Raw genomic sequence first — 20,300 nt, 5'->3', positions numbered from 1 at the left:
CCCAGGACGCAAGAGGTATTCTCACGCAGCCGACTTCAGAGGTGGGGGCTGCCAGCGAGGCCGCCGGACGCTGGCCTTCAAATCAATCCCCTCCAGCAGCAGCGTGAGCTCCACCGCCTCCAGGGTGAGGGCGGAGCTATCCTCGGCCAGCGGACGCGGCAGGCGGAAGCTGCCCTTCTCCAGGCGCTTGGAGAAGAGGCAGAAGCCGCCCGAGTGCCACCACAGCACCTTCACCATGTCGCGCGTGCGGTTGAAGAAGACGAAGAGGTGTCCACTCAAGGGGTCCTCTCGCAGTACCTGCCGCGCCAGCATGGAGAGCCCATCGAAGGACTTGCGCATGTCGACGGGCTGGCATGCCAGGTGGATGCGCACCGAGGAGGGCAGCGTCAGCATGCTTCCTCCAGCGCCCTCACCAGCCGCGCCAGCGAGCCCGCGTCGAAGCCGGGCTCCACCCGGATGCGTCGGCCCCTGGCCAGCAGCACCTCCATGCTGGCTGCGCCCGGTGCCCGCTGTGCTTCTGGCGACGGCGGCGCCGCGACGTGCACCGGGACGAACGCGAGCCCCGGGGCCGCCTCCTCGGCCCGTCGCTTCTTCCACCACCTCAGCCGCTGTGGACCCAGCCCATGGCGGCGGGCGAACTCCGCCACCGACAACCCGCTCACCTCGTATGCCTCGAGCACCGCCTGCGCTTCGGCCTCCGTCCAGTAGTTGCTTGCCGCGGCCCTCGCCAGCGTTGCGTCCACTCTTTCCGTGTTGCGTCCCATGTCTACACCTCCTGGAACGCGACGCTGAACGCCTCCTCCCTCACGCGGAAGGTGTGGTCCGCCGAGCGCTTACGGCACTCCCAGAGCGGGCTTGGCGGAGTTTCGTGGGAGCCTGGCGGTAGCGCTCAAGGACGTGGGACTGCTCTCGGACGTCCTCACCGTCTTCCTGCGCGCGGTGTTCGCCCTGCAGCGCCGGAGGGCACGGCGGCAGGGCCTGCGGGGTGGGCAGGCCGGAGCCGTATCGTTCATCCAATTCTTCGGGTCGTGCCGTTCATGATGCGTGTACCCCACTCGGACGTCCTGCTCGTGTACATCGGTGGTTTCGAGGCGTGCTCTCGCAAGCACGGCCCGGTGTTCGTGTTCTGGTTCGACGACCCGAGCGGCACCTACATGTTCTCGCTCTTTCGGAACGGCGAGCGGGTCCGCTTCCGCAGCCGCGGCGCGGAGGCGTGGTTCGCACAGCCACGCTCCACTCCAGCGCTCGACCGCCAGTAGACCGGAGGAAGGTGCCGTCGCGTGAAAAATCTGTTTTACCTGGAATGCCTATTTTACTACAATGGCGGCATTTTCCAGCCCTATTGAGACTCATGGGAGCGCACATGAAGAACCGCCTGAGGTTCCCCGCCGTCCTCACCACCCTCGTGCTGACGGCCGCCTGTGGACAGGAAGCGGAGCGGGCGGCGGAGGAGCCCACCCTGACGGCGAAGCAGCCGGCACTCGTCCAGGCCATGGCCACCTACGACGCGACGCTGATGGCGCCCTCCTGCACCATGGCGGCGCTCTCATGTGACTCGGGCTCGCTGGTCACCGGACGCTCGGCGTACCTGGGGCCCGAGGCCAACGCGCCCAACACGCTTGGCGGGAGCTGCCCGGATGGAACCTCGGGCTCCTTCCACTACGACGAGTCGGTGGACGCCGTGAAGGTCATCACCACCACCGGGACGAACATGGCCGCAGGCAAGCCCATCCAACTGCAGGTGAAGGTCTGGGCGGGCTCCTACTACACCGCGGACAAGCTCGACCTCTACTACACCACCGACGCCGCGCAGCCCACGTGGCGGTACCTCACCACGCTGTCGATGACGGGCTCGGGGGCGAGGTCGTTCACCCATACCTTCACCCTCCAGTCGGGCAGCTCGATGCAGGCGGTGCGCGCGCAACTGCGCTACGGCGGCTCGGCCAGCCCCTGCACCACCTCCACCTCCTACCCCTTCAACAACGAGGCGGATGACCTGGCCTTCTTCGTGGAGCCGGGCTCGGGCTCGGGCTCCACCTCGGGGGTCGTCAATGGCGGCTTCGAGTCGGCACTCTCCAGTTGGACCAGCTCGGGCACCGTGCGCGCGGAGACGGCGGGCCTGTCCCATGGTGGCACCAGCCACGCCGTGCTGCAGCCGGCCTACCCCACGCCCGCGCGCATCAGCCAGCAGGTGCAGCTGCCCACCACCGCGCGCACGCTCCAGTTCTACTACCGCATCGAGTCGGGCAGGACGGACGCGGTCGTCTCCAACCTGCGGGTGCGCATCGTGCCCTCGTCCGGCTACGTGTTCGACTCCGCCATCGCGAGCAACCTCTACGCCTCGGGCAGCTACGCGCTCTACTCGATGGACATCTCCCAGTACGCGGGCCAGAGCGTGCGGCTCGACCTCGAGGCCCACAACACCTACATCTCGACCTCCGAGGTCTACCGCATCGATGACGTGCTGGTGCAGTGAGCCCAGACGACAATCGAAAGAGTGACCCACCAGTCGGCGGAGCGGTGCAGGAGGGCGGAGCAGAGGTGATAACGGGAGCGCCGCCCGCCAGCTCCCGACGGGGAGGGGCGGCGACATCTCCTCGCTGCGCCGCGTCCGCTTCGTCATGAAGGGGGGCTCCGTTCATCGACGGTAGGCCCCCACCGCGTCAGGCCGAGGCTTCTCCGACCAGGTGGGCTCCAGGCACGTCGGCGGACCGCTCGTCCATCGGGCCGCTCCGCAGGGCGCCTCTCGAAGGTCGATTGGATTCCTCGTGGGGGCTCCCCATCTAGTACAGGTGCGATGAAACCGAGGTTCTTCTTCATCATGCTGGGGCTGATCCTGGCAGGCACCCTTCTGGGTACCCTGGGCACCTTCTCGCTGCCCATCGGTTCGGGGATTAGCCAGTTCTGGCCCGGCATCATGGTCCAGGTCGTCGGGGGCATCTGGTTCGGAGGCTGGGGGGTGCTGGCAGGTGCCATCTTCCCCGTCTTCACCAACCTGCTCACCGGAGGCGGCGCGGTGCACGTCCTTGGCTTCATCCCCGCCAACTTCGTCCAGGGACTCATTCCCGCGGTGGCCTTTCGCCACTTCCACATGTCACCCCTCATTCCGGGGAGGAAGGGGCTGGCCTTCTATGCTCTCTGGGGAGCCGTCGTGCCGAGCATCGCGGGCGCCATCCTGGGCGTGACGGCGTTGGTTTTCGTCGGAGAGGCGGACCTCTTCCGCGACTTCCCCCGATTGGCGGGGGTCTGGGCCCTGGCCAATACGTTCACCTCGCTCCTCCTGGGAGTGCCGACACTCTGGGTGCTCACGCCCCTGTGGGAAGATGCGGAACTGCTGGTCCGTCGTTGCTGGCTATGAGAGAGGAGCGCCCACTCGCGGGCTTCAATCATCGCGGTCGCACCCCCTCCACTGTCGGGGGGAGTGTGCTCCGGCGGCTGGAGAACCTGCCCATCCGGCTCAAGCTGCTCCTGGGGCTGTCCCTCGTCGGGTTGATTCCGCTGATTGCCCTGTCCTCGATGGAGATCGCCCGGCACGGCGGCCAGGATCCCTCGGGAATCAGCATCCCGTCCCTGCTCTTGAGCGTCGAGCTCGTCCTCGCGTTGCTGTGCGTCGGAGGGCTCGCCCAGTTGCTCATCCGGCCCCTGGTGGACCTTCAGCACTATGCCGAATCCCTCCTGGCGGGGAAGCAGGCCCCCATCGACCTGGAGCGCGGAGATGAGATTGGCCGGCTGGCTCGCTCCTTCGCCCGACTGCTCGCGGAACGGCAACGCGCGGAGGATTCGCTCCGGGAGAGCGAGGAGCGGTTCCGGATCATCTTCGAGCAGGCCGGCGTCGGCATCGCCCAGGTGACGGGGGCCGACGGGCGGTTCGTGCTGGTCAACCCGAAGCTGTGCGACATCCTCGGCTACTCCGCCGAGGAGCTCCGGGAACTGACCTGGGCCGGCATCACCTACCCCGAGGATCTGCCCTCCAGCCTGGCTCAGGTGCGGCTGATGAAGTCGTCTGGAACAGCCGCCGCCGCCATGACCTGGGAGAAACGGTATGTCCGCAAGGATGGAGCCGTGGTCTGGGCCAACCTCTCCACGGTCGCGATGCTCAACCCGGCCGGCGGCATCGAGTATTTCATTTCCGTGCTCCAGGACATCACCGAGCACAAGCGGGCCGAGGAGGAACGGAGCCGGCTCTACCATGCGGCCCAGGAGGCGATCCGCGCCCGGGATGTCTTCCTCGCGGTGGCTTCCCATGAGCTGAAGACTCCGCTGACCTCGCTCCAGCTTTCCCTCCAACAGGGCCTGCGCGGCCTCCGCCACCAGGAGCATGACAAGGCGCTCACCCAGCTGGGCCTCGCGGAGCAGCAGTCCAGGCGGTTGGGGGCACTCATCAACGAGCTCCTGGATGTCTCCCGGCTCGTCACCCGCGGGCCCGAACTGAGCCTGGAGCGTGTGGACCTGGAGGCGCTCGTGCGCAGGGTGGTGGCCCAGGATGAGGCGAGGGCCGCCCGGTCGGGTTCGAGGCTCGTTCTGGAAACGAGAGGGCCGGCGGTGGGGTTGTGGGATGCGTTGCGATTGGAGCAGGTCCTCCTCAACCTCCTGTCCAACGCCATCAAGTTCGGCGAGGGCAAACCCATCGAGGTGAAGGTGGATGCCGACGCGGAGCTGGCGCGCCTGACCGTGAAGGACGAGGGCATCGGCATCTCCCCCGAGGCCCTGTCCCGCATCTTCGAACGGTTCGAGCGGGCCGTGCCGGAAAGACACTACGGGGGTCTGGGGTTGGGGCTGTGGATCGCCCGGCAGATCGTCCAGGCCCACGGCGGAACCCTCTTCGTGGAGAGTACCGTGGGGAAGGGCTCGACCTTCCACGTGCAGCTCCCCCGGGCCGGTCCGCCGGGGTGAGCCCTTCGTCACGGACAAAGACAACGGGTGGCTCCCCCAAGGAGATGGGAACGACGGCGAGCCAGTTCTCCTAGTGAATACTATTTGACTCCCGGTTTAAAACCGGTTTTCATGCTTTTGGCGGGAGAGCGAGCCTTGATGAGCAAATTCATCTGCCTTTGGCATTGTGCCTGCTTTTGGCATTGTGCCTGCCTTCCCGTTGAGTTGAAAGAACTGTCACGTTTCTCGAGGAGTGTTGCATGGGTCGATTGAACCCGCTTTCTACAGTTTATGCCTCTCTCTGTCTTCTCGGTACCGCAGCCGGGTGCGTCGCGGACTCCGACGAAGCCGCGCTGCAAGAGGAACCCAGCCAGACACAGCAAGCATATAACGGCATGGCGTTAGCCTCCGTCGCGCGCGTCGTCGCCGACTACGATGGAGATCACAAGACGGATCTCACCGTTCGCCGGCCTTCGCAGACCAAATTCTACACCATTCGCAGCTCCGATGGGCAGGTCGCCGGGGGCGTCGTCTTCGGCGCCGCGACGGATAGGCCCGTCGATGGCGACTTCGACGGGGATGGGAAGAGCGATTACACGGTGTGGACACCATCGACCGGTGTCTGGAATATCCTGCAAAGCTCCACTGGCACTTTTGTCACCCGCCAGTGGGGCACCAACGGCGACATCCCGCTGTCTGGCGACTTTGACGGCGACGGCAGGACAGACATCTCCGTCTGGAGGCCTTCGCAGACCAAGTTCTACACCATCCGCAGCTCCGATGGGCAGGTCGCCGGAGGCGTCGTCTTCGGCGCCGCGACGGACATCCCCGTGAACGGTGATTTCGATGGAGACGGCAAGGCAGACTGGGCCCTCTGGCGCCCGTCGACCGGTGTCTGGAACATCCTGCAAAGCTCCACTGGCACTTTTGTCACCCGCCAGTGGGGCACCAACGGAGACATCCCGCTGTCCGGCGACTTTGACGGCGACGGCAGGACAGACATCTCCGTCTGGAGGCCTTCGCAGACCAAGTTCTACACCATCCGCAGCTCCGATGGGCAGGTCGCCGGAGGCGTCGTCTTCGGCGCCGCGACGGATATCCCCGTGAACGGCGATTTCGATGGGGATGGCAAGGCAGACTGGGCCCTCTGGCGCCCATCGACCGGTGTCTGGAACATCCTGCAAAGCTCCACTGGCACTTTTGTCACCCGCCAGTGGGGCACCAACGGCGACATCCCCATGCCACCGCCGCAGCAATAGCGATGTGAGCCGCAACTCGCGCATCAGCCTCGGCAGGGCTGCTGCGCAGGAGCTCCGCGCTGGATGTGTTCGCCTGCCCTCGGTGTGGGGGCAGGCGCAGGGTGCTGGCGGGGACTCATCTCCTTGCCGAGCTGGCTTTCGTCGCCGCCTGTATTTCATCCCAACGTCCCATAGCGTCCGGCACGGGCTCAGAGCGCCTAACAAAAGTCAGGTTTGAAAGGGAGGGTGGACGGATGACCGGCCCATGAGCACCTGGGCACCAGGGCTCGCGACCTTGTACCGGACGCGCTGTGGGAGCGAGTCGCTCCGCTGCTTCCGGTTCCCAAAAAGAAGAAGAAACCCGGCCGACCAGGGGTTGACGATCGAGCTGCCTTGGTTTGATTGGGCACGGACTCGATCCGGATGCGTCCGCCCGTGTAGGCGCTGGGCTGATTCGCGCAGTCTCCGATGGCGAGGATGTCCGGATCCGCCGTGCAGGCGAACTCGTCCACGACGATGCCATTGTCGACGGCGAGGCCCGCCGCGGAGGCCAGCTCCGTGTTGGGGAGGAGGCCGATGCCCACCAGCACCAGGTCCGCCTCGAGCCGCTCCTCCACGCCGTGACACGCGAGGCTCACCCCACGCACCTGGCGCCGCGCCTCGTCGAGCTCCAGGCCCCGCACCTGGCAGGAGAGCAAGCCGGCGGCCAGCTCTCCACCAGCCTGGCCGGCTCCCACGGTGACGATGCGCTCTTCCATGGCCACCACATTCCTCTCGGTTGTTTCCAGCGTCTGGACGGCGGCGTCGTGTCACCGCCGGGCGGTGACGGGGGCCAGCCACACTCCAACGAGCGCGTCGACCAGTCCGGCCGCCGTGGACTCCCACGTCGAACGGGGCCGCGCCGTGCCCTCGTGCAGCGCGCGTTCCCGCTCGGCGCACATGTGCACGAGCAGCAGCCGGCCCATGTAACTGCGCTCCTGCAACACCTCCTCGGGGAGACGCGGGACCAGCCGGAAGGTGCCTTCGATGGTCTGCTGCATCGATCGCGCGGAGACCGCCTCCTTGCTCACGAGCTCTCGCCAGGAGGGATGGGTCGTCACCTGGGCCAGGAACCGCGCGTACCAGGAAGGGCTACCCAACGAGGCGAGGTGCTCGGTGATGGGCCGCACGAGGCAGGACATCCAATCGCGCAGGTCGGGCGAGCCGGTGATCTCCGCGAGCATCTCGGTCCGCCGCCGCTCCACTGGCTCGTAGTGCCGGCGAACGATCGCCAGCACGAGGTCCTCCTTGGTGCCGAAGTGGTAGCTCACCGCGGAGTTGTTGGACTGCCCCGCCGCCTCACTCACCTGGCGGTTGGAGACGGCCTCCACGCCGTGCTCGGCGAACAGCCGCTCCGCGGTGACGAGGATCAACTCGCGGGTCTCGCTGCCCCGGTCGGATTTGGTTGGACGGCTCACCGGCTCACCATCAATTCATCTGCTGCGCGGAGGTGCACAGCCGCGCGCGCACCGAGTCCACGGGGGTCTCCCAGTGGTTCTCGAACCAGAAGTCGAGGAACAGCGGGGACGCGCGGCCCCGCTGGTACGCGGCCTTCACCCGCCGCAGGTACTCGGACCGGCTGACGCCGGACTGCGGAGCCTTGAGTTGTGCGAGCGTACCGACCAACACGATGAGCATCGCGGCCGGGAGCCCCAGGTTGCCCACGACGTACGCCTGCAGCTCCATCTCGCCCACCACGTCCGTGGCGTAGCCCGTCACCAGGTGCATCAGATCATGCGTCTCGCGGTACCGCTTGGAGATGAAGTCGACGTGGTTCTTGAGCTCGAGCGTCGTCTCGAACGGGGAGATCTTGTTGTCGCGGTAGTAGCGCGCGTACGCATGGCCGAGCGTTCCCTCGGGCAGGCGCTCGAGCGCGGCCAGCTCCAGGTCCCTGGCCTGAAGCGAAGGGCGCTCGGACAGCATGCGGCGTCCCTCCTCGGTGCGCTGGAACTTCGGGACGAGCGACTCGTAGACGTCGAGGTCGAGGCTGGCCTGGATCGCCTGGCCATAGACGGGATTCCCCTCGTCGCCCCGGACCTTTTTGATGGCGTAGAGCGCCACGCGCAGGCGGGTGAACAAGGAGGCGTTGTCGGGCAGGAGCGCCTTGGGGTCGACCTTGGGGCCGTGTCCCTGGCCAGGGGCTGCTTGGGGCTGCTCGAGGGGGAACGGCTGATCCAGGACCTGCTGACTGTCATTGGCAATCATCACTGACCTCCAGGGGGATGGCCCGTCCTCGAGCCCACGTGAAAAGATTTAAGGCAATCGACTGATTCAGTCAACCGCTTTAAAACAAGGCCTGAAGAGGGGGCTCGGCCGATCCGCCGAGCCCCCTCCAGGCACTCCGCCAGTTCATCTGCTCGTTCCTACTGCGGCAGGAAGTCCTCGGGTCACACCCCCCTCCCCACCGCAGTGGGGGCTTCCCCGCTCGCTCAGTGCACGAGTGGCGTCTCGGCTGTCTGGGACTGGACGGAAGGCCGAGGCGCCGGCGCAACGTGACGCGGGCCGTCAGTAGGGCTTGTCGCCCTTCTCGATTCCGAAGGCGGAAGCGGGCGCGTAGGTGCCGTTCACCGTCGTGCCGCCATTGTGGATGGCCGGGAATATCGGCTGCATGTTTTGCGGAAACCCGAACGTGGGCTTCGTGAGCGCATCGAGGCGGCCCAGCTCCTCGGCCGTGAGCTTCACGTCCACCCCCTTCACGTTGTCCTCGAGCTGCGAGAGCCGCCGCGCACCAATGATGGTGGACGTCACGCCCGGCTGCGCCTGCAGCCAAGCCAGCGCCACGCGCGCCACGGTGCTCTCGTGCACCCGGGCGATGGCCGCCAGCGCGTCCACGACGGCATAGGTCCGCTCATTCAGGAACGGCTCCAGGAACATCCCCCGGTCCCCCTTCTGCTGTCCCGCGTTCGCGCGGGTGTACTTGCCGCTGAGCGCGCCGCTCTTGAGCGGCGACCAGGGAGTGATGCCCAGACCGAACTCACGCGCCATCGGCACGAGCTCCTGTTCCACGGAGCGCTCCAGCAACGAGTACTCGATCTGGAGTCCGATGAACGCCGACCAGCCGCGGAAGCGCGCCAGCATGTTGGCTTCGACGATCTTCCACGCCGGCGTGTCGGAGACGCCGAGGTAGCGCACCTTGCCCGCGCGGACGAGATCCTCGAGCGCGGCCATCGTCTCCTCCATGGGAGTGTGCACGTCCCAGTTATGCAGCCAGTACAGGTCGATGTAGTCCGTCTGCAGGCGGCGCAGCGAGTTCTCGCACGCCGAGATGATGGACTTGCGGCCGGAGCCGCCGCCGTTCGGGTCCCCCGGGTAGAGGTTTCCGCTGAACTTGGTCGCGATGACCAGGCGGTCGCGCCGGGCGGGGTGGCGTCCGACGTGGTCCCCGATGATCTTCTCGGAGTGGCTCTTCGTGTAGAAGTTCGCCGTATCGATGAAGTTGCCGCCGAGCTCGATGTACCGGTCGATGATCTGCTGGGACTCCTCGACGCTGGATCCCCAGCCGAGGTCTTCACCGAAGGTCATCGCACCGAGGCACAGCGGGCTGACGCGAAGGCCCGAACGGCCGAGGGTCACATAATGCTCGAGAGGCATGAGGGCTCCAGGGGACGTGCTACCTTGGGGAGGCCAAAATGATTCAGCCTTAAACCAATTTAATTTTGAACCATTTTCCGCGCAAGGGACCATGTCGAAAATCGACCCGGCGAAGATCTGGTCGCTGAGCTACCGCCTGCTGATGTCGGTGATCTCCCACGTCACCCCGGACATCGCCACGCTGGGGGTGGAGACCAAGGAGTTGTTCGTGCTCTCGGCGCTGGAGGAGCACCCCTACCCCGCGGAGCTGGCGGAGACCCTGAGCATGCCCAAGCCGACGGTAACGGTGTACGTGAAGCGGCTCGAGGCGGCGGGCTTCGTGAGCCGGGAGATCGACACCAAGGACCTGCGGCGCCACCGGCTGCGGCTCACGCCCGCCGGGCGCAAGGTGATGCACCAGGGCATGGCGCTGTTGTCGGACGCGTTCGGAGAGCGGCTCGGCCGCCTGAGCGCCGCGCAGCAGGAGGAACTGCGGATGTTGCTGGAGAAAATGAGCTGAATCTGGGTGTGGTGGGTGCAGGAAGGGTGTCAGACGATTCGTATGAGAGAGACGAGGTGCCGACTCGATTCCTTTGACACCTTCCCCGTCGCTTGTCGATGGCCTGGAGTGCATCGGCCGGGAGCGTGCTGGCGAGTTTGTCTGTCACACCTGGAAGTGTATTCCCAGTCAGTAGCGATGGAGTACCCGAAGCCCCCTCACAAGCTGTTCGAGAGACGCGGAGTGGAAGAGACGGTGGCGCACCCCGAGGAGCCGATGTCGCGGCTGCGCCTGGAGCTGGCGAAGGGGGACGGAGTGACAGCCCGGAGCGGCATCTGCGAGAAGCAGAAGGATGACGGTCACCTGGCGGCAGGCGCTGAAGAGTCCGGACTTCTGGTGCTGGTACTGGCGGGTCGAGGGATGCGAAGACCTCGAGGAGAGCGCCATGCCGCAAGAGGCTCTGCGCATTGGGCCTCCGGGCCCGGGGCCCGGCGCTGGTGCTCGAGGTCAGCAAGTATGAGCGCACACTCTACCTCGCGCACCCGAGACTGCCCGAGCAGGCGCAGCTGGGCTGGATGGACGATGTGCATTGGCATCCGCATGCCTTGCGCTGGGAGGAGACGATTCGCGCGGCGGAAGGCCTGACCGAGGGACGGAGCGAGGCCCTGTTGCTCCTGACCCTCTTCACGCCCACCACCCCCACGGATGACCGTGAGCAGGTGAGCCGGCTCCTCGAAGCCGCTTCGAGGGAGACCGGCATTCCTGAGCCAGTGCGCGAGCAGATCCTCTCCGTTGCATCCATTGCTGTGGATGCGGAGTGGCGCTGCGACGCCGGCAGATGGGTGATCGAAGGCAAGGTCTACTCGCTTCGCGATCCGCGTAACCCCTCCTTCCCATTCCTGGAGCTTCAGGAACTGAGCTCCCGCTGACCTGGAAAGGTGTCCCTGGAAAGGTGTCTGGAATCAGACAATTCGTAGGAGACGAGATGCCGGCTCGAGTCCTTTGACACCTTCCCCGCGGACACGCCGGCAACGCGCATGCGTCGGCGCGTCGTTCTCTAGATCTTTGTTGGGGGGTCGATTCCCCGCACCTATAGTCCCGCCGCGTATTGTCAATCGAGGAGGAGAAGACATGATGAAGCGGTCGTTGGGGCTCTCGTACCTGTTGGTGGCGATGCTCGCCCTTCAGGGCTGCGCGGGCTGGAATCTGGAGAAGCGTGGTGAGAACGGCGGCGCGGCACAGGCCGCGGCGGTCGAGGCACGCAAGGACGCTCCCGTTGTCATCGTCGGCGCCGGCCTGACCGGATTGACCATCGCCTACGAGCTGAAGAAGGCGGGCATCGACTCGCTGATCATCGAGGCGTCGCCTCGCATCGGCGGCCGTATCCAGACGGTCACCTTCGCCGATGGCGTGACGGCCGAAGCGCACATGGAGGAGTACTTCGCGCGCAGCCCCGCCGTGGCGCTGCTGAAGGAGCTCGACCTGCCGGTGATCGAGGACGTCGCCCACTCCACGGTGCGGCTCGAGGGGAAGATCTATCCCTACCAGGGCGAGGGTGATCGGGATCAGTACCTCGCGGGGATCTTCAACGCGGAGGAGCGCGCGGCGTTCCTCAAGTGGAACGAGAAGGCATGGGGCATCTACTCCAAGCTGCACGCCAGCCACTACGAGGGCAAGCCGCTGCCGCCGGAGCTGGCCGAGCTGATGCGCATCAGCTTCGCGGAGTTCATCAGCCGCGACAAGCTGCCGCACAAGGTCAGCGAGTGGATCCGCGCCACGGTCGAGCCGGAGATGGCGATCGAGTGGGACAAGATCGCGGCGCTCGATGGCATCGATGAGATGCGCCTCTTCCTGGATACGCCGGAAGGCTTCGGTGAGAAGAACTACCACGTTCGCGGCGGCAACACGCGCTTCACCGAGGCGCTCACCGCCCGTCTGAAGCCGGACCAGATGATGACCCAGGCCCGCGTCACCGCGATCGACCAGACGGCCACGGGCGTGAAGCTGCGGGTCCTGGTGAAGGAGCGCGAGTACATCGAGGTGACCGGGCGGATGGCGGTGGTCACGGTCCCTGTCAACCACATTGGGCGGATTCAGTTCTCGCCCGCGCTCACCCCCGAGAAGTGGAAGGCCATCAACACGACGAAGATGGGCAGCTACATCAAGGTGCACTTCCGCGTGGCCCCCGAGGCGGCCCCGCTGTGGAGCCAGAATGGCGAGAGCATCCTCACGATGCTGTCGGACACGCAGGCGGGCAGCGTCTATGACGTGTCGGATCTGCAGGGCAGCTCGATGGCGGGGCGGGATCAGGTCCTGACCCTGCTCCTGCACGCCCGGTTCGCGCGGGATCTCATGAACCAGCCTCTCGACGAGGTGCGTGAGAAGAGCGCGGAGGCCCTCGACAAGCTCTTCCCGGGTGTCCGCAAGCACATCAAGTACTCGGAGATCTTCGTCTACCCGCAGGCGGTGGCCTACTGGCCCCTGGAGCTCGGGCGTTCGCGCTTCGATGCGCTCGCCGACGATCTGCGCAGTCCGCAGGGCCGCATCTACTTCGGCGGCGACACCACGGTCGACAGCCACTCGGAAGGCGCTGTCGTCTCGGCGCTCAACATCTCGAGGCATCTCATCGAGCGCAAGGCCGAGCTGAAGTAGTGTCACGGCCTGGCCGGCGGGGAAGCCAACCGCCGGCCAGGTGAAGCCGGGCCCGCAGGTGCCAGGACACGTACGAGCGGCTGCTGCGAGGCGGGCTTCCGCACGCTCGCCTGGATGCGTCCCGAGTGCTCACCCGAGGGGATTTCGAGGTTCGGCCGGGAGTTCTGGCAGGACTCCCTCGACAACCCCCACGCGGTGGCGCTGCGCTGCGAGCGATGAGCCGTTCACGTCCCCGGCCGACTTTCACTCATTCCTGGAATCTGGATCTCGCCAGGGGGGACCAGGTGAAAGCCCGAGGGGAGACGGCTACAGTCGCGCTCTCCATACCCCGCCGGAGAGTGCTCCGGCAGACGTCAGGTCCCAACACATGGTGATTCATCGCCTCGCGGAAACCCCCGAGCTGAACAACGCGCTGCTCGTGGGTTCCGCCGTGCTGTTCTCACTGCTCTCCATCTGGTTCGTGCTCGGCATCTCCAGCCTCCTGCTGCGTCAGGGCATCCGAGCGAGCGGTATCAAGTCCCTGGCCTCCCTGGGAGAGGGCATCTACAAGCAGGGGCGGCTGCTGGCGGCCGTGCTGTCCATCCCCATCGTCCTCGCGGGGATCGGAGTACTCGGCTACGCGCTCTGGCAGGGGGCGGATCTGCAGCCCTGGTTCGAGTCGACGCTGCAGGAGCTCACCCCCGACATGCTCAAGGCCCTGGGGCGTGGCGCGGTCCTGGTGGTGCTGATGCTCATCGGCTTCTACACGCTGCAACGCAGCGGCCGGCGCGTGATGGCCCGGCTCGAGCAGAAGATGCGCGAGCGCCAGCTCCCCGAGTCGCAGCGCATCCACGTGGAGAAGCTGCTGGAGATCCTGCCCTCGGTCATCAACTTCGCGCTGGCCCACTCGGTGGTGCAGCTGGCGCTCCCGGCCCTGGGCCTCCCGGGCCCCATCGAGTGGCTGGTCTCCACCCTCCTGTACATCCTGCTGCTCGTCACGGGCGGGCGGGCGCTCGTGTTCCTGCTCTACTTCATGTCCGAGCGGCTGGTGTCCTCCTGGGAGGACAAGAGCAAGGGCACGCGGCTCGAGGAGTACTACGCCGCCCTGCGCAGGCTGCTGCCGGTGGGCCAGAAGAGCCTGGAGGCCATCACCTATATCTCGGTGGCGACGCTGATCGTCCGCAAATTCCAGACGCTGGAACCCGTGGCGCCCTACGGGCCCATCCTCATCCGCGTCGTGTCGATGTTCCTGGCCGCCAGCGTGCTGGTCGAGCTCAGCCGCGTCCTGCTCTTCCGGCTGCTGGGCTCCAGCACCACCATCTCCACCTCCACCGACGATGTGCTGCGCCGGCGCCAGACGTTCGTCAGCCTGCTGCAGAGCATCATCAAGTACGTCATCTACTTCTGCGTCGGCATGATGGTCCTCAGCGACCTCGGCGTGGATCCCACCCCCATCCTGGCGGGCGCCGGCATCGTGGGCCTCACCGTGGGCCTGGGGGCCCAGACCATCGTGCAGGATCTTCTCAACGGCGTCTTCCTGCTCTTCGAGGATCAGATCCTCAATGGGGACTACATCCGCATCGGAGAGACCGAGGGCGTGGTGGAGGAGATCACCCCCCGGGTCACCCGCATCCGGGATCGCTTCGGGCGCCTGCACATCATGCGCAATGGGGAGATCAAGAACGTCATCAACTACAGCCGGGGCTGGACGCTGGCCGTGGTGGAGATGAGCGTGGCGTACGAGTCGAACCTCAAGCAGGCGCTCCAGGTCATCACCGAGTCCAGCAGCCGGCTGCCCGGGCTGCTGCCGGGCAAGGTCATCGAGACCCCCATGGTCATGGGCATCGAGACCATCGACGAGAGCTGCCTGCGGATCCGCATCGAGACGAAGGTCTCCCCCGGGTGCCACTACGAGGTGAAGCGGGTACTGCACATGCTCCTGGTGGAGAGCTTCAACGCCAACAACCTGGAGATTCCCTACCCCAAGTCCGTCGAGATCCCGGCGCCGGAGCTGCTCGAGGCAGAGCAGAACAAGGCGGCATGAGCATTGCCCGTCCGCGTGCCCCACGAGGGCGCGCGGGACCACGTCGCGGTGCCGACCCCGCCGTGGTGGGGAGAACGGATGACTGCCCCGCTCTGCTGCGTTCCTTGACCCCCACGGAGGGGAACCTCATGCTGGCGGCGGCGGGGCGCTGCATCCAGCCGTCCTGCTCGCAGCGTTGAATCCCACGGGGGGACATGCTGAGCACGATCATCCCAAGGCGTGTAACTGGGTCTCGGTGGGCGCCGAAAAGGATCCCGAGCTTAGGGGGCTTGCTGGCCACGCTCCTCGCCATGGGCGCTCCGTCACGTGCGACCGCCAGCGAGCTCGAGTACCAGGTCAAGGCCGAGTTCATGGAGCGGTTCACCCGCTTCATCGACTGGCCCGAGGTGTCCTTCCCCGCTCCCGACGCTCCCTTTGTCTTCTGCACCGTGGGAGAGGCCTCTTTTGGAGACTACCTGGAGCGGATGGCAGCGGAGCGCAAGGCGAAGGGAAGGCCCATCGTCGTCCGGCACATGGCCTTCCCCTCGAGTCCGGAGGGGTGCCATCTCCTGTTCATTGCCCAGAGCGAGCAGGAGCGCCTGGAAGAGCTCCTGTCCCACGTCGTTGGCAAGCCCATCCTCACGGTCGGAGACACGAGCGGATTTGCCTCTGCGGGGGTGATGATCAACTTCTTCATGGAGCGCGGCTTCGTCCGCTTCGAGATCAACATGAGCGCCGCGAGGGAAGCAGGCCTGAAGTTCAGCTCGAAGCTCTTGAAGCTGGGCCGGATCGTCACGACGGAAAGCGAGCCATGACGGTCCTCCGCGCGCTCTCCATCCGCGGGAAGTTGCTGGCCATCCTTTTCGTCGGCGTGCTGATGCCGATGTCCATCGGGCTTGCCTGGTTCACACTCCAGGAGGTTCGCGCACTCCGGCGGGAGCTTGTCACCACCAACTCTCTGCTGGCCTACGTCGCTGGGCAGTACAGCGCTGCCGAGCTCGCCTTCGACAATAAAGAGGAGTCCGAGGAGACACTCCGCGCGCTCACCAAGCTGGACCAGGTCGTCTTCGCGGCCCTCTACGATAGCCAGGGCCAGCTGTTCTCCAGCTACCGCAAGCCCAGCCTCGCGCCAGGTGACACCATCCCTGGCCAGATCGCGCCTCCGCTGGAGCCCAACGTCGAGGATGCCGCGGACCACATCGACATCTACCAGCCTGTTGTCTACAACGATGTGCGCTACGGGACCATCCAGCTTCGAGTCTCGACGGGCTCCTTGCAGGACCGCATCAAGGCCTACCGCTGGAGCGTGATCCTGGCCGCGCTCGGCCTCATGGCCTTCGTGGTGGGCTTCGCCTTCGCGCTCGAGCTGACGCTCACCCGGCCGCTCCTCAGCCTCGCTGAGCTCGCGCGAAGGATCACCAAGCGAGAGGACTACTCCGTCCGCGCCACCGCCTCGAGAGGAGACGAGATCGGTACGCTGTCAGAGGCCTTCAATGCCATGCTGAGCGAGATCGAGAAGCGTCAGCACGAGGCCCGCGAGGCGGCGAGAATCCAACACCTCCTGGCCTCGGTGAGTGGGGCGCTCGCCGAGTCGCTGGACTACCCGCTCACGCTCTCGCGGGTGGTGCGGCTCCTGGTGCAGTCCTTCGCGGACTTCTGCGTCGTTGACCTCGTGGATGAAGAGCAGCGAATCCACCGGGTGGCCGCCGCCCACGCGGATCCGGAGAAGGAGGGAGCCCTCCGCGAGCTGTACGAGTGCTTCAAGCCCACCTGGGACTCGCCCCTGCCGGCGGCCCAGGTGCTGCGCAGCGGGGAGCCGCTGCTGCTGCCCGAGGTGACCGATGCCGTCGCGCAGGCCCATGTCCTTGGCGCGGAGCACCTGCGGTTGATCCAGCGGCTGGGGACGAGGTCCGTCATCGCCGTGCCGCTCGTCTCTCACGGCAAGATCTTCGGGGCCTTGACGTTGGCCTGCGCACACCCGACGCGGCGTTACGGGCCTGAGGACGTCAACATGGCGCAGGAGCTGGCCCGCCGCTGCGCGATTGCCCTGGAGAACGCGCGGCTCTACCGTGAGGCCCAGGAGGGCATCCGCATCCGGGAGGAGTTCCTGTCCGTCGCTGCCCACGAGCTGAGGACCCCTCTGACAGCGCTTCATCTCACCACCCAGCGCCTCCGGCGGCTCGCCCCGCCAGTCCCTGGAGGCGGCGGGGAAGCGAACCGGTTCGCCGCGCTCATCCATGCGGTCGAGCAACAGGGAAAGCGGCTCGCCAACCTCGTCGGCAGCCTCCTCGATGTGGCGCGCATCGACGCGGGAAAGCTCGTGCTGGAGCCAGAGGAGGTCGACCTTGTCGAGGTCGTGCGAAAGGTGGTCGATCAGTTCAGTGACGAGCTGCTCAAGGCTGGCTGCACCGTCCGGCTGGCGGCGGAACACCCCCTGATCGGTTGGTGGGACAGCTCGCGCCTCGAACAGGTGGTGACGAACCTGTTGTCCAACGCCCTCAAGTACGGAGCCGGCAAGCCGATCGATGTCACCGTGGAGGCGTTCAACGGGGCTGCCCGGCTCATCGTTCATGACCACGGAATCGGCATCACGGAGGAGGACAAGGAGCGGATCTTTGCCCGCTTCGAGAGAGCCGTGTCGGTGAGACACTACGGCGGCTTAGGGCTTGGCCTCTACATCACCCGCCAGATCGTCTCAGCCCACGGCGGCACCATCCGCGTGTCGAGCCAGCCGGCAGCGGGGGCGACCTTCACGGTCGAACTCCCACGGGGTCCGCGAGAGCAGGCCCCGTCTCTCTGAGTGTTTCTCAGAACGCCAGGTCCACTTGTCGAGGAGGTTGCGACCCCCCGGCCCAGGGGCCACCCCAGAGCGTGTGGTGCTGAACTCACAGCCGCTTTAGCCAGGCAGCCCCAGGACGCTGCTGCCTCCCACTGGCTACGTTCGGGAGGTTACGCTACGGAAGGGAGCGCGGCGATCGCGATGTCGGAGGCGAGGACCGACGCTTCTGCGTTGCACCCGCAGTGCCTCGCTCGAGACATGAGAGCTCCGCATGGTTCGCCTCGCCATCACGGTTGCAGTCGCGACCCTCGTCCTCGTGCCACCGAGTTGGGCCCAGGAACCCGTCGACCTGGAAGAGATGACCCTCGAGGAGCTGATGGAGGTCTCGATCCACACGGTCACGCGCCGCGAGGAGAGCCTCGCCCACATTCCGGGCTCCGTTACCGTCATTTCGCGGGAACAAATCGACACCTGGGCCGCCGCCTCCAACTACAACCTGAGCGATCTGCTCGGCAAGCTGGTCCCGGGGCTCTCCCCGGGGAGTCAGAACAGCAGCACGGCGGCCCAGACCCTCCGCGGTCGCTTCATGCTGGTCATCATCGACCGCGTCCCGCAGTCCTCGTTGCGGAACATCCAGCACGATCTGGTCGGCATCGACCTCGCGGCCATCGAGCGGATCGAAGTGGTGCGAGGGACCTCCGCCATGTTTGGCGAAGGGGCTTCCGGAGGCATCGTCAACATCATCACCCGCGCTCCCACGGAAAAGCGCGAGCTCGGCACCTCGGTCGCAGGCGAGCTCAGTCTGACCCACCCGTCCGGGAGCCTCGGAGGAAGGCTCGTCCAGTCGGCGCGCGGCACCCAGGGCCGCGCGGACTACGCGGTGCTCGGCGTCCTGCAGCGGACCGGCCATTTCTTCGACGCGCACGGGGACCAGATTCCCCCCGACCCGCAGGGACAGGGCGGCATCTCCGACCTCGATGTCCTCGATCTCTTCGGGAAGCTGGGCTTCCGCCCCACCGACGAGCAGCGCTGGGAGGGCACCATCAACTATTCCTCGAGGGACCAGGACACGGACTTCACCACCGACCCCTCGGTCAACAACGTGCCGCAGCGGGTGAAGTCGCGGGCGCTCGAGGGCCTCTTGCTCGCGAAGCCCTCCGGCACGCACAACACGCTCCTGTCGCTGGTGTACGAGCACGCGCATCTCTGGGGAGGAACGCTGCGGGCGCAGGCCTATTACCGCCGGCACAGGACGCTCTTCTTTCCCCGGGACCTGGGCACGCAGCCGATCGTGGGCCGGCGGATCATTCGCACGCAGCACGAGACCTGGAAGACCGGCGGTCGGCTGGACATCGAGAGGCCGCTGCCCGCCCGGCTGCACCTGCACTGGGGCGCCGATGCGTACGTCGAGCGCACCCGGCAGCCGGCGCCCTTGTTCGATCCGGCCATCTTCGACGCGAGCGGCGGCCTCGTCTTCCAGGAAATAGGCGCGCGAACGTTTGTGCCCCGGTTGTTCGTCGCCAATCTGGCGGGGTTCAGCCAGCTCGGCTGGAGCGCGGCCCCCTGGCTCTCCCTGCGCGGCGGGGCACGCCTCGAAGGGACCCGGGTCGGCGTGGACGATTTCACCTCCCTCATCAACGGCGCCGACGTGAAGGGGGGCACCCTCTCCTTCACCCGTCTCCTGTTCAATGCGGGGCTGGTCGTGACCCCGACCGAGGCACTGAGCCTGTTTGCCTCTTTCGCCCAGGGCTATTCGCTCCCGGACATCGGCCTCATCATGCGCGACGCTCCCGCCGGCAGCTCGGTGGCGAGCCTCAACACCTCGCCCCAGTCCGTCAACATGTACGAAGCGGGGGTGCGGGGGGCATTCGGGCGGGTCAACGGCACCCTCTCCCTCTTTTACAATTCGTCGGACCGGGGAGTGACCCAGCTCGCGGCCTTCCAGCCCGTGATCCGGGCGGCCGAAAGGATTTATGGCCTGGAAGCGACGATGGAGGCCCGTCCAGTGGAGTCCCTCCGGCTGGGGACATCGGTCGGCTGGCTCGAGGGCAAGCGCGAGGAGAACGATGGCGAGACGTTTCTCAACGGATTTCGGATCCCCCCTCTGAAATGGACCTCCTTCGCTGAATACGAGCCGCTGCCCGGATGGCGAAACTCCCTCCTTGTCGTCTACTCCGGGTCCCGAAACAGGTTTCCCCCGGGCAGCACGGCCCTCGGAACCCGTCCGGTGACTGCATTCACGACCGTCGACCTGGTGAGCAGCGTCGAGGTGGGCCCCGGCACCCTGCGCGTCTCGGTGTCGAACCTGCTCAACAGCTTCTCCTTCCCGCTGCATTCGCAGCTTCTCGATGCGAACGCAACCAACTCCGCGGCGCGCGGAGCCGTCGTGAATGCCGAGTATTCCATCGTGTACTGAAGAGATGGCGCGCACTCGCGCCCGTCCATGCGTGTCCAAATAGGGAGCCGTTCGAAAAGCGCTCATCCCGAGCGGAGGAGGCTGTCGAACAAGGGCAGGCTGCCCACCACGAAGCGCGGCGGGACAGGGGCGCTCAGCCGAAGATGGGCTTCCAGGGCGCGCGAGCGAGTGTGCCGCGCCGCCTTATCTGCCCGTCCAGGTTCTGTCGTCCTGCCATCGCCGCATCGGCCCCG

General features: G+C 66.3%; 18 protein-coding genes and 2 pseudogenes. 14 read left to right on the top strand and 6 right to left on the bottom strand.

Annotated elements, in window-relative coordinates:
• Positions 1 to 21: 21 nt before the first annotated feature.
• Both tnpB and tnpA read right to left on the bottom strand, forming a co-directional pair.
• Positions 22 to 393 (bottom strand): IS66 family insertion sequence element accessory protein TnpB, encoded by a 372-nt coding sequence (tnpB, locus tag OV287_RS21790; protein ID WP_267535966.1) that lies wholly within the window; start codon positions 391 to 393, stop codon positions 22 to 24.
• Positions 387 to 764 carry an IS66 family insertion sequence element accessory protein TnpA gene (gene tnpA, locus OV287_RS21785; RefSeq protein ID WP_267535965.1) on the bottom strand — a complete coding sequence of 126 codons (378 nt, stop codon included), beginning with the start codon at positions 762 to 764 and terminating at the stop codon, positions 387 to 389. Before tnpA ends, tnpB begins: the two co-directional genes overlap by 7 nt.
• 91 nt (positions 765 to 855) lie before the next feature.
• Between tnpA and OV287_RS21780 the strand changes: the two genes are divergently transcribed.
• The 7 genes and pseudogenes from OV287_RS21780 to OV287_RS21750 form a co-directional block, all read left to right on the top strand.
• Positions 856 to 1,041, top strand: coding sequence for a hypothetical protein (locus tag OV287_RS21780; protein ID WP_267535964.1), 186 nt, complete (start codon positions 856 to 858; stop codon positions 1,039 to 1,041).
• A complete protein-coding gene (locus OV287_RS21775; protein WP_267535963.1) occupies positions 1,038 to 1,259 on the top strand; it encodes a hypothetical protein in 222 nt (73 codons plus the stop codon). Before OV287_RS21780 ends, OV287_RS21775 begins: the two co-directional genes overlap by 4 nt.
• 104 nt (positions 1,260 to 1,363) lie before the next feature.
• The gene (locus OV287_RS21770; protein WP_267535962.1) at positions 1,364 to 2,476 is read left to right on the top strand and encodes a hypothetical protein; all 1,113 of its coding nucleotides are present in this window, start codon (positions 1,364 to 1,366) and stop codon (positions 2,474 to 2,476) included.
• Between the two features lie 321 nt (positions 2,477 to 2,797).
• Positions 2,798 to 3,358, top strand: a complete 561-nt coding sequence (locus tag OV287_RS21765) for a hypothetical protein (protein WP_267535961.1) — start codon at positions 2,798 to 2,800, stop codon at positions 3,356 to 3,358.
• Positions 3,359 to 3,423: 65 nt separating this feature from the next.
• Positions 3,424 to 4,893, top strand: a complete 1,470-nt coding sequence (locus OV287_RS21760; protein ID WP_267535960.1) for a sensor histidine kinase — start codon at positions 3,424 to 3,426, stop codon at positions 4,891 to 4,893.
• 239 nt (positions 4,894 to 5,132) lie between these two features.
• Complete coding sequence (locus OV287_RS21755) at positions 5,133 to 6,131, top strand: FG-GAP repeat domain-containing protein (protein ID WP_267535959.1); 999 nt, start codon at positions 5,133 to 5,135, stop codon at positions 6,129 to 6,131.
• Between the two features lie 252 nt (positions 6,132 to 6,383).
• A pseudogene (locus tag OV287_RS21750) lies at positions 6,384 to 6,506 on the top strand (IS5/IS1182 family transposase); the annotation flags it as partial.
• 41 nt (positions 6,507 to 6,547) lie between these two features.
• On the opposite strand, the pseudogene OV287_RS21745 reads toward OV287_RS21750, so the two are convergent.
• From OV287_RS21745 to OV287_RS21730, 4 genes and pseudogenes are all read right to left on the bottom strand, one after another.
• Positions 6,548 to 6,868: pseudogene (locus OV287_RS21745) on the bottom strand (FAD-dependent oxidoreductase); the annotation flags it as partial.
• A 51-nt stretch (positions 6,869 to 6,919) separates the two neighbouring features.
• Positions 6,920 to 7,567 carry a TetR/AcrR family transcriptional regulator gene (locus OV287_RS21740; RefSeq protein ID WP_267535958.1) on the bottom strand — a complete coding sequence of 216 codons (648 nt, stop codon included), beginning with the start codon at positions 7,565 to 7,567 and terminating at the stop codon, positions 6,920 to 6,922.
• Between the two features lie 10 nt (positions 7,568 to 7,577).
• On the bottom strand, positions 7,578 to 8,354 hold the full coding sequence (locus OV287_RS21735) for a Coq4 family protein (RefSeq protein WP_267535957.1): 777 nt from the start codon (positions 8,352 to 8,354) through the stop codon (positions 7,578 to 7,580).
• 300 nt (positions 8,355 to 8,654) lie between these two features.
• Positions 8,655 to 9,740 carry an aldo/keto reductase gene (locus tag OV287_RS21730; protein ID WP_267535956.1) on the bottom strand — a complete coding sequence of 362 codons (1,086 nt, stop codon included), beginning with the start codon at positions 9,738 to 9,740 and terminating at the stop codon, positions 8,655 to 8,657.
• Positions 9,741 to 9,831: 91 nt separating this feature from the next.
• Between OV287_RS21730 and OV287_RS21725 the strand changes: the two genes are divergently transcribed.
• The 7 genes from OV287_RS21725 (at position 9,832) to OV287_RS21695 (ending at position 20,067) form a co-directional block, all read left to right on the top strand.
• Positions 9,832 to 10,239 (top strand): MarR family winged helix-turn-helix transcriptional regulator, encoded by a 408-nt coding sequence (locus tag OV287_RS21725; RefSeq protein ID WP_267535955.1) that lies wholly within the window; start codon positions 9,832 to 9,834, stop codon positions 10,237 to 10,239.
• Positions 10,240 to 10,685: 446 nt separating this feature from the next.
• On the top strand, positions 10,686 to 11,147 hold the full coding sequence (locus tag OV287_RS21720) for a hypothetical protein (protein ID WP_267535954.1): 462 nt from the start codon (positions 10,686 to 10,688) through the stop codon (positions 11,145 to 11,147).
• A 202-nt stretch (positions 11,148 to 11,349) separates the two neighbouring features.
• Positions 11,350 to 12,870, top strand: coding sequence for a flavin monoamine oxidase family protein (locus OV287_RS21715; protein WP_267535953.1), 1,521 nt, complete (start codon positions 11,350 to 11,352; stop codon positions 12,868 to 12,870).
• Positions 12,871 to 13,237: 367 nt separating this feature from the next.
• Positions 13,238 to 14,893: a mechanosensitive ion channel family protein gene (locus tag OV287_RS21710; RefSeq protein ID WP_267535952.1), complete on the top strand. Its 1,656-nt coding sequence runs from the start codon at positions 13,238 to 13,240 to the stop codon at positions 14,891 to 14,893.
• A 269-nt stretch (positions 14,894 to 15,162) separates the two neighbouring features.
• Positions 15,163 to 15,687: a TOL_0243 family YfiR-like periplasmic protein gene (locus tag OV287_RS21705; protein ID WP_267535951.1), complete on the top strand. Its 525-nt coding sequence runs from the start codon at positions 15,163 to 15,165 to the stop codon at positions 15,685 to 15,687.
• On the top strand, positions 15,684 to 17,672 hold the full coding sequence (locus OV287_RS21700) for an ATP-binding protein (RefSeq protein ID WP_267535950.1): 1,989 nt from the start codon (positions 15,684 to 15,686) through the stop codon (positions 17,670 to 17,672). Before OV287_RS21705 ends, OV287_RS21700 begins: the two co-directional genes overlap by 4 nt.
• A 250-nt stretch (positions 17,673 to 17,922) precedes the next feature.
• Positions 17,923 to 20,067 (top strand): TonB-dependent receptor, encoded by a 2,145-nt coding sequence (locus OV287_RS21695; protein WP_267535949.1) that lies wholly within the window; start codon positions 17,923 to 17,925, stop codon positions 20,065 to 20,067.
• Positions 20,068 to 20,300 lie beyond the last annotated feature (233 nt).

The sequence above is a fragment of the Archangium lansingense genome (genome assembly GCF_026626635.1).
GTDB classification, from domain to species: Bacteria; Myxococcota; Myxococcia; order Myxococcales; family Myxococcaceae; genus Archangium; species Archangium lansingense.
This window is presented reverse-complemented; position numbering and strand designations above follow the sequence as displayed.